Below are 15,172 nucleotides of genomic sequence, written 5' to 3'. Positions count from 1 at the left end.
GCGGTTTACAGTTTTAGTCGGTAATGCCTTTGGGGCGTGGCTTATATTTTACTAAAAAGTTCGACCGCCTGATATAATGGTTTAATGGTTCCTCAACTAATTTAAACAGTGTTACTGAAATGATGTTTAATACGATAAAAATGAGTATAAGGTTCACTGTATCATTTTGAAACGGGGATATCCAGTCTTTTTGCCACTTATCATACATCTCAAAAATCGAGTCGTTCGCTTTATTGATATTACTGAGAAGTACGTCATATATCCAGCCTAAGTGGATCAGGTAAAAGATATAGGAGCTTTTGCCCAGTAATTCTATAAATGGCAATGCCAGGAATTTTTTAAACAGGGTTTCTTCTGTAAGGATGCCATAAAAAAAGAAGGCTACCATTATGCAAAGCACATAATTGTTGGTGATAATGCCTATTGGGGTTTCCAGCCCGGCCAGCCAGGGCGCTATAGGTTTTTGCAGCGCCATTATGAATACGCAAACAAATATCATAATAAACCCGCCGTAGGTAAAGCTGATTTTATTAGTGCGTGTAAAGCCATTTTTTAATACATACCTGGCCAGCTGCACGCCTACAAAAAATTCGAAGCACCGGCCAAAGAAAGTAAAACACAGCACAAACGTATAGTTGCCAAAAAAGCCATGCCAGTTAACATCTTTAAAGATGAACGTCATCATGATGGCAAACAGGGTAATAACAACCGGCTGAATGTAAAATTTATTATACTTTTTGGCGATGAGAAAGATGATTGGCGCGGAGAAATAAAAGCATTCCTCGACAGTTAGGCTCCAGCCCTGCGCTATGCCTGTATCCCAATATTGGTAAAAAAAGCCGCGCACAAAGGTGATGTTCATAAACATCAGTCCAACCGGGTGCGAAGACCCTTTGGTTATTTTTACATCGCCGGTTGCGAAATAATAAACAAATGCCGCTACCGTAAGCAGGAAGTACATCGGGTAAATACGTGCCACGCGGTTTTTTAGATACTGCAGAAACCACTCTTTGGTTAAATGAAAACTGTTGTAATAGCGGAACGTGATCAGGAAACCCGACAATACAAAGAAAATGCTTACGCCGATATGGAACTCAGCAAAAAAACGCTGGAAAATATGGGGAAATCCGCCGTCGAAAATATAAGAAAAGTGGGAGATGAACACCAGGTAAGCCGCCATTGCGCGTACACCTGTAAGGGCGGGGATGTAATTCTGTAATGATTTTTGTGACAAACCGCTAAAATGTTTAATTTTTCTAAGATAAACCTATTAACGGCCCGTATACGCAAAAAGTTAATCTAAGGGTGTGGAAAAGTTAATTTTTTTACTGAGGAGAAAGTATCATTACTTATTCATTAATGCCATAGGGTGATTTCAAAAACAATACAAGGGTGTGTTTCCGTACAGTTCACTTCCTGAACTCCACTTCATATTCTGAAACATAATCATTCTTCCCTCCATCGTTGTCCTTAAAAAATAACCGTGCTTTTTGCCCCATTTTTAGAGATGAATATTTGTTAGCCGGATTGGCTTCCTGGCTTAATGGTTGAAGCGATGGATACCAAAGAGTGTGGCCTGGTTTATCTATCAGCAAAACAGGATTTGTCCATTGCTGAGAGTTTGTCCCGGCGCCAAGATCGCGGTTTTTATTGAAAGATATATAGATACTGCTGCCTTTCCATGAAGGGCCTTCGGCTTTAGCCATCAACATCACCCAGCAGTTTAGGTATGTGTTCCAGCTGACGGATGGACCCCAGTAGTATTTAGCGGCAGGAGAGGATGCCGGGCCGCCGCCGGCTGATTGCGGGATCTGTATCGTTGTGACAGGTTTACCAACTCCGTTGTATGGAACGGTAAATGCCTTACCATCCCAGCGTTTGGCCTTGCCTGCCGGATTATCTAAATCAGAAAGGGCAATGCGGGCTATGCTTATGCACTGCCCTTTCCACTCATCAGCTGGTTTGTATGTTTTCTCGTTATAAACCCCGGGGTAGCCATATTCGCCGTAAAATAAATACAAATATTTGCCGCTGGCAACGGCTGATGGGTCGCCGGTGCCGCCCGCAAAATTCGCTGCCGTGTTATACGGGCGCAGGATCAGCCGGGGCTGCTCGTCCTCTATAAAAATACCCAGGTCTTTCCAGCTCAGGCCGCCATCAACAGATTTCATAATACCAATGCGGCACACTGCAGAAGGGGATGACGGCCCTTTTAAGCCCTGCGGCCATTTATAGTTTTTATAACCTTTCCCGGTTTTTGCATCGTAAGGCAGGGTTTCCGGATAGTTCTCGTTATGATACAAGGCATAAAGCGTTTTATCAGACCTGTCTCTTACATCCTGGTAAACCGACTCAAACCAGACCGCCCCATGCAGGCCCGGACTCAGTTTGGGAGCGTTGGGCGGAAGCTTAGGCTCTGTAAAATGCCGCTCTTTGGTGTTGAAGACTTCATCGATGTTGCTGCCAATTGCATATTTTAAATTGTGCGACTCGCCCCAAAGCGGGTCCTCACCATACTTGCCCGGGAATATCATAAACTTATCACCCACCCAAACCTCCGACATATTGCAATCGACGAAGGATTTAAAAACAAATCTAGCGGTATGCCTTAGCCTAACCTGCGGCTTGAAGGGGGCGGGCTTTGAAATAAATGAATAGACTGTGATTAAGCCAAACAAAATTACTGCGACATATATTCCTTTTTTCATAAATGCAGCGTTAAAAATGCAACTTCGGTACAATGTAATTATTCTGCAAATAAAAAGGCCCTGAGCCTGAAGTTGTTTTTAAAAAAAGACTTCAGCCTCAAGGCCAACGGTTCTATACTTTGAATTATTGTCCGCTTCTGCCAATCCTCCGCTTCAGCTCAGCTATAGGCATAGTGATCATCCTTCCCACCGGTTCCTTACCACGGTAGGTTATCACTCTTAACTGGGTAGCGTCCTCAGGCACCTCCAAAGCGGACATATATTTAGGATAAAACCTGTCAGGATATGAATTATCAAAACTGTAGTAAATATCCAGGTTGGGTATTTCGGTGGTCAGCTCAACATTCATCTTGTCGCCGTTCATGGTGGCTTTAAAGTCCGGATCATACATGGCCGGTGCGTATTTTATTTCAGCCTCGTTTAAACGTGCGAACTGTTTTTCAACCTTTGGATAAAAGTTATTCCAGTCCTTTTTAGCCTTTGGCGACCAAACAGACTCTGATATAGCCATGCCCCGCGGCCAGGTCATGTACTCTACCTGGCGGAAATTAAATACCTGTTCAGTCCACAGGTTAGCTTGTCCGCCTAAAATTAATTTCGCGTCCGCGCTGTCAGGAACCGGCTCAAACTGGTATGATTTATTTAAGCGCAGGGTAGCGTATACATGAGGCTCCATTACGCGGTCGCTTTGCATATAATCCAGGTAAGCGAAGGTGGTTGGGCTCATAACTACCTCGTGACCCAGCCTCGAGGCGGTGATGCCGCCTTGTATACCGCGCCAGCTCATTACCGCTGCTTTAGGGCCAAGGCCGCCTTCTATGATCTCGTCCCATCCCATGAATTTTTTACCTTTTGATTCAACGATGGTTTCCAGGCGTTTTTCAAAATAGCTCTGCACCTCTTCCATATTTTTGAGGTTTTCCTTCGCCATTAAAGCTTTAACGTCAGCGCTCTGTTCCCAAAAATTCTTAGCGCATTCGTCGCCGCCTAAGTGTATGTAATCAAATGGAAACAACTGAGCAATTTCGCCCATCACTTTATCAAGAAACGCATAAGTTTTTTCGCTGGCAGGGTTAAGGGTATTGTCAACCAAAGCTTTGATACCCTCCTTGCTGAAATCCATCATATGCTCGCCCGAGCGTACCTGATAGTTTTCGGCGCCAGGTGTGCATGACAATTCAGGATAAGCAACTACAGCTGCTAAACTATGACCGGGTACGTCAACTTCCGGCATAATATTCAGGAAATGCTCTTTGCCGTATTTAACCAGCTCCTTAATATCATCCTGTGTATAAAAGCCGCCATAAGTGCGGGGCTCATCGGGTGTTGGTTTAGAAAAAGTACCAAACTCGCCTACCTTTTTAACGTTGTAGGCGCCAACGGTAGTCAGGCGAGGCAGGCTTTTAATTTCTATGCGCCAGCCTTCATCGTCGGTTAGGTGCATATGCAGCAGGTTAAATTTGTAACGCACCATCTGGTCAATGTATTGCTTAACTTCTTCTTTGGTGAAAAAGTGGCGCGAAACATCTAACATCAGTCCCCGCCATGCAAAACGCGGGTAATCGGTTATCTCAACATGGGGGATCGTCCACCTCATGTGATGTACCTCGGCGCTTTCAATCTCTTTAGGTAACAGCTGCATTAAGGTTTGTACACCATAAAATAAACCTGCGGGCTCGTTGGCGCTGATAACCACTCCTTTGCCGCTTACCCATAGCTTATATCCTTCTTTACCTAAGGTAGTATCGGTTTTTGCTGTCAGCAAAAGCTTGATGGTTGCCGGCGCAAACGAATTACCTTTAATTGTTACCATTGCGCCGGTGGCAGTGGTCAGCTTTTTGCGCAGGTAGTTGGTTACAGGCATCACGTCTTTGTTGAGCTTTGCCTGTATGGTAATGTTTTTTGGCAGTATAAACTGGCCGGGCTTTGTAACTGTCTTTACCGGCTCCGGTATGATGGACAGCGTGCTTTTGACAGCCTGTCCAAAGGATAAAAATGAAACAAAACAGCAACAGAATGCTAAGGATAGTTTTTTCATAATTGAATTATAAAGAGGTTTTATTGGCAGGGATATCTGACTGCAAATTAAACTTTTTAATTTTATTTAAAAAGGGTTGGGTGTATAAAAGTTGACAGAGCCTGACAATGCCGCTAACCAGGCAATGGTTGTTCGGAAATAAGGCTCCGAAAAATCGTCAGCCGGATAAAGACGAATACGAATTTATGCTGAGCCAGGCGGAGAAGCAGTTGGATTAAGCTGAATGAGATTAAATGATCAGAGAAGCCCCTGAGTTCAAGGGCCCGGACTTTTAAAACTTAATCTATTGCAAACACCCCAATCAACTTAACCGACAAATTTCCTACCTTGCTTTTCCAACTAATAAAACCCATATATGTCATCTGATAGAAGAAAATTTATTAAGCAGCTAGGCGGCACGATCATGCTCACCTCTGCTTCACTTTCAAGTTTAGCAGCGCAGGAAGATCATGAACGCCGGCTTTTACAGGCGCAGAAACGGTACAGTGCCAATGATAAAATAAGGATTGCCACCATAGGGATGGGAATAATGGGTTTTAATGATACGCGTGCGGCATTGACTTGCCCGGGTGTTGAACTGGTTGGCGTTTGCGACTTATACCAAGGGCGCTTGCAGCGGGCAAAAGAAGTACACGGCAGCAATATATTCACTACAAATAATTACCACGAAATACTCGACCGCAAGGATATAGATGCCGTTATTATAGCCACCAGCGATAACTGGCACAGTACTATTGCCAATGCAGCCATGCGCAAAGGTAAGGCGGTATACAGCGAAAAGCCTATGGTACATTACCTGAACGAGGGGCTCGGCGAAATAGCAACCCAGCGGGAAACTAAAGCCGTTTTCCAGGTTGGCAGCCAGCGCGTAAGCAGTATTGCCTTTCAGAAAGCTAAAGAGCTTTACCAGGCCGGCGCTATCGGGCAGATCAATTCTATCGAAGCCTCTTTTAACAGGCAAAACTCTTTGGGCGCCTGGCAATATACCATTCCGCTTGATGCGGGGCCGCAAACTGTAGATTGGGCGGCATTCCAGGCCCATGAAAAAATTAAACGCCCTTATGACAGCAACAGGTTTTTTAGATGGCGAAACTACCGCGAGTATGGAACCGGTGTAGCCGGAGACCTTTTTGTACACCTGCTGACCGGTATTCATTTTATTACCAATTCAAAAGGGCCGGACAAGATATATGCTATTGGCGGTACCTATTACTGGAAAGACGGACGGAATGTGCCCGATGTAATGACAGCAGTTATTGAATACCCTGCGACAAAGGAGCATCCGGCATTTCAGGCAAACCTGCGGGTGAACTTCATTAGAGGAGAGGGCGAGCGCTCGTCTACCAAAATTATCGGTTCGGAAGGGGTGATTGACCTGCAGGACGACCAGGGCTTTACCATCCATAAAAGTAAGATGCCTGCCGCGCCGGGCATAGGCGGATGGGATTCGTTAGATACATTTCCGCAGGCCATGCAAAAGCAACTAATGGATAATTACAACGCCAAATATCCGGCAGCCGATCAGCGTGCCCCAAATCTTCCGGATGTAACCTATCACTCGCCCGAAGGCTATAATTCATCAAACGACCATTTTGCCAACTTTATGGATTCCATCCGCACCGGCAAGCCTGTGGTAGAAGATGCGGTGTTCGGTTTCCGCGCTGCTGCGCCTGCGCTGGCCTGTAACGAAAGCTATTTCCACAACAAAGTTATCCACTGGGATGCAGAAAAGATGATGGTAGTTGGCAAGTAATCAGTTGATTATTTGTACTCCGGCGCGCCTGCCTGCGATCTGTCAATACAAACTTTATTTTGCGGCCTGTAATACTGTAATTGTTTTAACGGTATATTTAGAGCTTAAAACCGGTGTGCTTAAATAAAATATGAATAAAATATACGCGGCAATTGGCATGCTTGCGCTTTTATTGTGCCTTGCCGGCGAAGGATACGCTCAGCAGGCTTTAATTAGTGCAGGCAACAAAAAGGAGCTAAACAGGCTTGCCGGCCAATCGCGGCAAAAGTTCAATTCAGCCCGCAAAAAAGCGCTGATTCTTGCAAAAAAAAATCGCTGGCCGGTTAAAACCTACACTCCTGATGGCGGTGTCATCAGCCTGCAGGGTGTAAACAGCCTAGGCTTTCCAATTTATTTAAAGACCGATAACAATACTACTGCGGCGGCAACCACTCAAACAAATGCGGTAAACCCGGGCGGAGCAGCAGGTTTAAATCTTTCCGGCTCAAGTACAGCGTTAAACAATAAGCTGGCCATTTGGGACGGCGGTTCGGTTTTTCGTACTCACCAGGAGTTTTTTGGCAAAACCATCACGCTGCATGATTCAACATCCGGCGTGATCGACCATGCCACGCACGTGTCCGGCACTATGATAGCAAAGGGCGTTTACGCTCCCGCAAAAGGAATGGCCTATAATGCCAGCACCCTGCAATCATACGACTTTGATAACGATGTATCCGAAATGAGTACGGCCGCCACCGGGGGGCTATTGCTCTCTAATCACTCCTATGGCGATGCTGCCGGATGGTATTATAACAGCTTGCAGAGCCGCTGGGAGTGGTATGGCCTGCCTGGCGATACAGTGGATTATAACTTCGGATTTTATGGAAGCCGTACGCAGGACTGGGATAAAATAGCCTACAATGCTCCGTATTACCTGATCGTCGAGTCGGCGGGCAACAGCCGGTCAGAAAATGGCCCGGCAGTAGGACAGGATTATTATGGCTATGCCAGTAAAACTAATCAAACCTTTGTAGATAAAGGCGCCCGCCCGGCAAATATCAGCAGTAACAATGGCTATGATATTATCGCCACAACAGCTAACGCCAAAAATATCCTCACGGTCGGCGCCATAAATCCGCTTCCGAACGGACCCGCATCGGCAAGCGACATCAGCATAGCTTACTTCAGCGGGTACGGCCCTACTGACGATGGCCGTATTAAACCCGATATAGTAGGCGACGGTATTGACGTGCTGTCTGCAGGCAGCAGTAGTACAACCTCGTACATTACACTGTCGGGCACCTCAATGTCAGCTCCTAACATTACGGGTTCGCTATATCTCCTGCAGGAATATTATGCGCAGAAAAATGGCGGCAAGTTTATGAAAGCAGCCACGCTGAAAGGCCTTGCCTGCCATACCGCATTTGATGCCGGAAATGCAGGTCCCGATTACATCTACGGTTGGGGACTGCTGGATATGCGCAAAGCTACCCAGGCCATCACCGACAATGAAAATAAAAGTCTGGTAAGAGAAAATACATTACAGCAAGGGCAGAAACAGACTTTTAACGTTGTTGGATCAGGCCAGGGGCCGCTGGCAGTAACCATTTCCTGGACGGATCCGGCCGGGACAGCAACCCCCGAGGGCACGGTAAACAGCCGCACGCCAAAGCTGGTGAACGACCTTGATATTATGGTAAGCGACGGGACGAACATATTTAAGCCATGGGTACTGGACCCATTGCATCCGTCGCTTGCTGCAAAAACGGGGGATAACATCCTGGATAATATCGAACAGGTTTTTATCCCTAACCCAGTGCCCGGCAGGGCGTACACCATAACCGTATCACACAAAGGCACGCTGCAATCAGGCTCGCAGGATTACTCACTTATCACTACCGGGGCAGGAGGTGCTACCTACTGCGCGTCAATGCCCCTGTCAACGGCTGATTCACGGGTAAATAACCTGACCCTGGCTAACCTTAACTTTACCCCACCGGCAGGCTGCACCAGCTATTCAGACCATACGGACAAAATCATCCAGCTTGAGCTGGCAAAAACATATCCGCTAAGTTTAACGCTTGGTACCTGCGGCGCCGATTTTAACAAAGCCGCAAAGGTTTATATCGATTGGAATGGTAATGGTGTGTTTGATAATAACGAACTGGTTGCAACCTCGGGCATTATAAATGGCACGGGTACCTACTCCGCCAACATTACCGTACCTGCTACGGTGGCGGTTGGTAACCTTACCATAATGCGGGTCGTACTGGTTGAAACCAGCGACACATCTGTGATAAAACCATGCGGTACTTATACAAAGGGCGAAACGCAGGACTATACCGTTCAGTTTTTACAGACAGGAACGGATGCCGGTATCACAGGTATAGTGAGCCCCGCAGCGACCGGTTCCTGTGCGGCCTCAGCAACAGTTACCGTCGCCATAAAAAACTTTGGCAGGTTACCTGTCAGTAATGTTCCGGTTACGGTAACGGTTACTGCGCCTGATCATACGGTGACCACGCTATCGCAAACCTATACGGGCACATTACAGCCCAATGCTCAGGATAACTTCACACTTGATGCGCCTTTTAACGCGGCTGCCGGCGCAACCTATATTATTAAGGCCACCGCAAACCTGGCGGGCGACCCGGTGACTGTTAATAATTCTGCGTCGGCTACGGTTGTGATCAGTCGGCCACCGGTAGCTGATAACCTGGCGGCTTATTATTGCAGCGACAGTAAAAAATACGTACTTACCGGATCCGGCGATGGAGAATTGTTATGGTATAAAAATGAAGGTGACGCCATACCCATAGCTTATGGTGCAACCGCACTTACAGATCAGGTTCCGGTAAACAGCACCTATTACGCCGGACTAAATGATTTTTCGGGAACGGTTGGCCCTGCTACAAAAAGTGTATTTACAGGTGGAGGGTATGACCAGTTTACGCCGGGTATAAAGGTAAGTACGCGCATTCCGCTTGTTATTGAAAGCGCCCGGCTTTATATTGGCAATGCAGGGAAGATAACTTTTAATGTTACTGACGCAAGCGGGCGGACCGTATCAACCACTACCATCAACGCTGCCGCTACCCGTACCACTCCCGGCGCGGGAACACAGCCCGATGACCCTAACGACCAGGGTAAGTTGTATAACCTGAATTTGCTGTTACCGGCAGCGGGTAATTACACTATTGGTATCAGTTACGATGCGACGGCAACCATCTATCGCAATAATGCCGGCGTAACAGGGTACCCATTCAAAATAGGCGACGTGTTCAGTATTTATGGTAACGAAGCTACCGATGCGAGCGATACGGCTATTTATAAAGAATATTACTATTACCTGTACGATATAAAGGTGAAAAGTGCAGCCTGCCCGTCGGCCACCAGGCAGGCTGTGGTTGTAGCCAAACCTGCGATAACGCAGAGTAACGGCGTATTAAATTCGAGCCTGCAGGCAAATAACCAATGGTACCTGAACGGACAGCTCATTCCCGGCGCTACAGGAACCAGTTACACGCCTAAACAAAGCGGTAATTACCAGGTTGCGTTGGTGGCGGCGACAGGTTGTATGGTACTATCAGAAAATTATGTATATGTAATGGCTGGTGGCGGGCCGGCTGGAAAAGGGGATATCGGGCTGGTTGTTTTTCCGATCCCGGCAGATACGCAGCTTCATATCTTTTTCTCGGCCAAAACCAATGATAATTTAACGCTGTCGCTGATAAACGCTTCAGGGCAAAAAGTATACTCCAGCAAGCAGACTATAGCCGCAGGTAATTTCAGCACGGTGGCCGACGTTAGCAATATGCCGCCCGGAACTTACGTCCTAAAGGTGCAACTGGGGCAGAAGATCTATGCGGTGAAGGTGATTGTATTAAGATAGTAAGTAAAATCCGAAAAGTCCGAAAGACACTTCCTGTCAGCATGGCAATTGTGCCGACTTTATTTTTTCCGGACTTTTCTGACTTTTCTAACTTTCGGACTAAAAAGTATACTTCAGCCCCAACCCGGGCGCTATGTCGAAAAACGGACCTGTGGCCAGTTCAGCCCGCGGGTTAAGGTCGAGGCTTACAGCGATCGGGGATTGCGGGATCAGGTATTCCAGCCCTAAAACACCGTCGATACCAAAAAGGATATGGTCATTGTTATATAGCTGGTCATCGCCATTAAAGCGGCGGTAAATGCCCTTGCCTTCCGCGCCGATGTGGATACCGGCGCCATAGTAAAACTTCAATTCTTTTACCCCGAATGCCACCTGGTGAAATTCATATAAGCCGGTAATCACCACGCCGTGTGAGCGAAAGCCTAAAAGGCCTTCGAGAGCTACATCTGGTGTGGTAAAATATTTACCGGAAAAGCCATTTTCGTAACCGCCGAATTTAAGGCCAACGGCTGCCTTGTAATCCTGTGCCTGTGTTCGGAAGCTTAATAATAAAAATGCTGACAGGACAAGGGTACTGCTAAGTAATTTTTTCATTCGATAAACTGTTTTTTCAAGGTTGATGAAATAAATAACGGTTTTGATACCGCATAATATTCCATGATATGTAAAGCAAAGTAACGGCAGAATTAATAATTTATTGGAATTTAAGTTTGATAATCACTTTTCGGGTTAACAACCGGTTGATTTACAATTGGAAATATTTAAGGATGGATGATATTAAGCGATAAGTAACTAACCGTGATAATAAACTAAAGATGTTTCATTCAGCGTTAATAATCGTATATTTGTTTCGGTAGGAATAACACCTGGTTTATGACAACTATAACATTTCAAATACCAGACAACGAATTAGAAGCTATATCACAGCTAATAAATAAAAAAGGTGGTACCTTATTTGTTTCAACTAAAGATAAGCTCTCAAAAAAGGAACAAGCGTCATTAAACAGGGCATTGGATGAGGCACAAAAAATAAAATCTGGCGAAGCCAAAGCGCTTAATTTTGACGAACTTTGGGATGAGTAATTTTGTACAATACTCTACAGAATTTAAACGTAACCTTAAACCACTTTATAAGAAATATCCCACAATAAAGAACAGCCTAAGGATATTACAGGAAGAGCTTGCCAAAAATCCTTATCTGGGCGATTCTTACGGCGATAAAATATATAAGGTCAGGCTTGCTGACGAAAGCAAAGGAAAAGGCAAAAGCGGGGGATTTCGTGTAATGTATTACCTATTAAACGAAACTACTCAAGGCACAAATATTTTATTGCTTTCCATTTTTAATAAAAGTGAAGCAAATACCGTCAGTAAAAAATCTGCTGTCCGACTCAAAGATTATATCTTAAATTCAATGGGTATGAACCCTGATAAAAAATAGCCGCCATTAATCTTAGTGGCGAAAATCTATCATATCATTTTTACATCTAAATAATATAAATTAGCCGGATTAATTATAAACCGGATGAGCCGTCATTTCCTGCCACCTAAATTATTGTTATTGTCCCTTTGTTATCTGTCTTCGTTCCGTCTTTATGCGCAGGACACTGCGGCAGAAACGGGTAACGGCCCTTATCAAAATGGGATGGTGGTTTGCGCAACGCCCGGTGCGTCTAAAATTGGTGCTGATATCCTTAGAAAAGGTGGTAACGCTGTTGATGCAGCAGTGGCAGTACAATTTGCATTGGCGGTAACCCATCCCGAGGCGGGAAATATCGGCGGGGGCGGCTTTATGGTTTACCGCTCGAAAAAAGGGAAAACAAACACGCTTGATTTTCGGGAAAAAGCCCCGGCGGCAGCCCGTGCTGATATGTATCTCGACAGTGCAGGGAATGTGATCCCTAACATGAGTTTGGCTACGCACCAGGCATCGGGTGTGCCAGGCTCTGTTGATGGCATGGTGAGGGCGCATAAAAAGTATGGCAGATTAAAATGGGCCGAGCTGGTACAGCCTGCTATCGACCTGGCACGCAATGGATTTACCATAACAAAAAAGCTGGCCGGTGCGCTAAACTGGGGTGGCCCGCAGTTTAAAAAACTTAATCCGGGTAAAACTTACTTTTTAAAAGATACGCCCTGGAAAGAAGGCGACCTGTTAGTACAGGAAGATCTCGCCAGGACGCTCGAATTTATCCGCGACAATGGCAGGAATGGTTTTTACAAGGGTAAAGTTGCTGATGAAATTATTGCCGAAATGCAAACCGGCAAGGGTATCATCACCAAAAAAGATCTGAAAAATTATCACTCCGTTTGGCGTAAAGCCATTACCGGCAAGTATAAAAACTATAAGATGATCACCATGCCGCCGCCATCCAGCGGCGGGATAGCCCTGCTGCAGCTGCTGCATTCGGTTGAAAAATATCCGCTGCATCGTTGGGGACATAACCAGGATTCTACCGTGCAGCTGATTGTGGAGGCCGAGCGCCGCGTGTATGCCGACCGCTCCAAATACCTGGGGGACCCTGACTTTTATAAGGTGCCGGCAGACAGCCTGCTCAACCTGGCTTACATTGATGCCCGGATGAAAAATTTTAGCTGGAATGCGGCTACACCAAGCAGCAGCATACAGCCCGGTTCATTTGCGGGCTATGAAAGCGACCAGACTACCCATTATTCCATTGTAGACAAGGATGGTAATGCTGTATCTATAACTACTACATTAAACGGTTCCTTCGGCTCTAAAATAATTGTTGGCGGCGCAGGTTTTTTACTGAACAACGAGATGGACGATTTTAGCGCCAAGCCGGGTGTGCCGAACATGTTTGGGTTGATTGGCGGCAAGGCCAACAGTATACAACCGAACAAGCGCATGCTTTCGTCAATGACGCCAACCATTATTGAAAAAGATGGCAAATTGTTTATGGTGGTGGGTACGCCGGGCGGCTCTACAATTATCACGTCCGTTTTTCAAACTATTTTAAATGTTATTGAGTTTGATGAAAATATGCAGCAGGCCGTGAGTGACAAACGTTTTCACCACCAATGGCTGCCGGATAATGTTACTGTAGAAAAGGATGGCTTCAGCCAGGCTACTATCGATAACTTGACCAAAAAAGGCTATAAAATAATACCGGGCGGCCCAAGCGGCAGAGTAGACGCTATTTTAATTACTAAAGATGGCTACTACGGCGGCGCTGACCCAAGAGGAGACGATACGGCGACCGGATATTAGCCGATAGTCCATGGACCACAGGCCATGGTTGATGGTGGCAAATATTGAATGTTTCACCATGGTATATGGGCCATGGACTCAAAAACAACTATGAACTAAAATATGAGTCAGACAAAACCCCAGGAGACGATCGATTACTTTTTAAAAGTAGTATGGCAAACCGTAGCAAACCGTTACAACCAATTGGTGGCCGGGTTCGGTATCACACAGTCTATCGGGTATTTGCTGATCAATATCGACGAAAAAGAAGGTACCACGGTTTCGCAGGTGGCGGCATTACTCGGGTTAAAGTCTACCAGCTTGTCGCGAATGCTGGCACAACTGGAAAAATCGGGCCTGATATACCGCGAATCCAACGAGGGCGACAAGCGCTCCGTAAAAATATACCTTACCGAACTTGGCAAAGAAAAACGCCACCAGGCGCGAGTAATCGGCAAACTTTTCAATAATTACCTCAACGATCACATCAGCGAACAGGATCGGGAATACCTAATTAAAATGCTGAAAAAGGTTAATCAGCTTACCCTGAACTTTAAACCGGAAGAAGGGGAGAGGTTGGTTAAGTGAATGGTTGATTCAGTTGAATTCCCGAAATCAGAATCAGGCAATCAGCGTTAGCGATAGGAGCGGATACCGGCCCGCGCCCAAGGCCTGGAGGTGTATGAGCGGATAGCTCGGGCCGCAGGTAACGCCATTGTTAACTTGTTTAAGTTTTGAATAATTGATTATGTGCGACATGCTACCAGGGCAGACTTTTATTTACGACCGGACCCTGCAAATCCAAAATCGGTTTATCTCCTGTTCAGATCACTGACTCAACCAACTCAATACGATCACCCTGTCCCTCCCACACTTTTCCATCAAAATCCCCGTTATCAGTAGCAAAACCGGGCTTGAAAACGTAACGTTTATGGCGCACAACACTAATTATTTGTTAAAAAATGTTAAGCTGCTGTTTTTGAAAGATAAAAGAATAAATTTGCCGATTAATACAGGGTGGGCATTTTGCACCTGCTGCCTGTTTAAAGGCAAACAAACTGAATGTACGATGAACAGGATCCTGTTGTTTTTATTGCTTTTAAGCGCTTGTTTTGCAGGCTGTAAAAAGGACAACAATGTAAAATCCCAGATTAAAGCCCAGCTTGCGGTTGACAGTAAAATTATAAGCGACTATTTAAACACGCACAATATTACTGCAAAGCAGGTGGACTCTGCAGGAGTGCCCCTGGGTATTTATTATGTGGTTGACACAGTTGGCACCGAAGATGTGGTGATTACCAGCTCAACCAACATTACCGTTGGTTATACAGGTACGCTGTTAACTACCGGGACCCAGTTTACATCTACGGATAATTTTCATCCGTCGTATATATTGGGGCAAACCATAAAGGGATGGCAATATGGCATATCGGCATCAAAGGTTAAACTGGGCGGGGTGATAAGGGTGTTTATACCTTCGCATTATGCTTACGGGCCTTTTCCGCAGCCCACGCTGGGGCTGCCGGCAAACGCGGTGCTGATTTTTAATATTAAGTTTTATAACATAACAAACTAAAAAACTCGCCAG

At 45.8% G+C, this 15,172-nt stretch carries 11 protein-coding genes; 7 read left to right on the top strand and 4 right to left on the bottom strand.

Translation table 11 applies throughout. The features are described from left to right. Positions 1-13: 13 nt before the first annotated feature. The 3 genes from Q3W13_RS20865 to Q3W13_RS20855 all read right to left on the bottom strand — a co-directional run bounded on the left by Q3W13_RS20865 (position 14) and on the right by Q3W13_RS20855 (position 4,746). The gene (locus Q3W13_RS20865; RefSeq protein WP_302867228.1) at positions 14-1,234 is read right to left on the bottom strand and encodes an acyltransferase; all 1,221 of its coding nucleotides are present in this window, start codon (positions 1,232-1,234) and stop codon (positions 14-16) included. A gap of 175 nt (positions 1,235-1,409) precedes the next feature. Further along, positions 1,410-2,708, bottom strand: a complete 1,299-nt coding sequence (locus Q3W13_RS20860) for a hypothetical protein (RefSeq protein WP_302867226.1) — start codon at positions 2,706-2,708, stop codon at positions 1,410-1,412. Positions 2,709-2,832: 124 nt separating this feature from the next. Further along, a complete protein-coding gene (locus tag Q3W13_RS20855) occupies positions 2,833-4,746 on the bottom strand; it encodes a beta-N-acetylhexosaminidase (protein WP_302867225.1) in 1,914 nt (637 codons plus the stop codon). Positions 4,747-5,101: 355 nt separating this feature from the next. Between Q3W13_RS20855 and Q3W13_RS20850 the strand changes: the two genes are divergently transcribed. Continuing rightward, entirely contained in the window at positions 5,102-6,499 is a 1,398-nt protein-coding gene (locus tag Q3W13_RS20850) for a Gfo/Idh/MocA family protein (RefSeq protein ID WP_302867223.1), read from the top strand. A 130-nt stretch (positions 6,500-6,629) separates the two neighbouring features. Further along, entirely contained in the window at positions 6,630-10,373 is a 3,744-nt protein-coding gene (locus tag Q3W13_RS20845; protein WP_302867221.1) for a S8 family serine peptidase, read from the top strand. Between the two features lie 99 nt (positions 10,374-10,472). On the opposite strand, the gene Q3W13_RS20840 is transcribed toward Q3W13_RS20845, so the two are convergent. Then, on the bottom strand, positions 10,473-10,967 hold the full coding sequence (locus Q3W13_RS20840; protein WP_302867219.1) for a hypothetical protein: 495 nt from the start codon (positions 10,965-10,967) through the stop codon (positions 10,473-10,475). Positions 10,968-11,246: 279 nt separating this feature from the next. Here Q3W13_RS20840 and Q3W13_RS20835 point away from each other — a divergent pair, with 279 nt between their 5' ends. The 5 genes from Q3W13_RS20835 (at position 11,247) to Q3W13_RS20815 (ending at position 15,160) form a co-directional block, all read left to right on the top strand. Next, complete coding sequence (locus tag Q3W13_RS20835) at positions 11,247-11,456, top strand: hypothetical protein (RefSeq protein WP_302867217.1); 210 nt, start codon at positions 11,247-11,249, stop codon at positions 11,454-11,456. Continuing rightward, the gene (locus tag Q3W13_RS20830) at positions 11,449-11,814 is read left to right on the top strand and encodes an addiction module toxin RelE (protein ID WP_302867215.1); all 366 of its coding nucleotides are present in this window, start codon (positions 11,449-11,451) and stop codon (positions 11,812-11,814) included. Before Q3W13_RS20835 ends, Q3W13_RS20830 begins: the two co-directional genes overlap by 8 nt. A gap of 84 nt (positions 11,815-11,898) precedes the next feature. Continuing rightward, complete coding sequence (gene ggt / locus Q3W13_RS20825) at positions 11,899-13,605, top strand: gamma-glutamyltransferase (protein WP_302867212.1); 1,707 nt, start codon at positions 11,899-11,901, stop codon at positions 13,603-13,605. Positions 13,606-13,707: 102 nt separating this feature from the next. Further along, positions 13,708-14,172, top strand: coding sequence for a MarR family winged helix-turn-helix transcriptional regulator (locus tag Q3W13_RS20820; protein WP_302867209.1), 465 nt, complete (start codon positions 13,708-13,710; stop codon positions 14,170-14,172). A 481-nt stretch (positions 14,173-14,653) separates the two neighbouring features. Next, a complete protein-coding gene (locus Q3W13_RS20815) occupies positions 14,654-15,160 on the top strand; it encodes an FKBP-type peptidyl-prolyl cis-trans isomerase (RefSeq protein WP_302867206.1) in 507 nt (168 codons plus the stop codon). Positions 15,161-15,172: the final 12 nt, after the last annotated feature.

The organism is Mucilaginibacter sp. L3T2-6, from assembly GCF_030519355.1.
In the GTDB taxonomy this organism is placed as follows: Bacteria; Bacteroidota; Bacteroidia; order Sphingobacteriales; family Sphingobacteriaceae; genus Mucilaginibacter.
The sequence above is the reverse complement of the archived record's forward strand: the minus strand, read 5'-3'. Positions and strand labels throughout refer to the sequence as shown.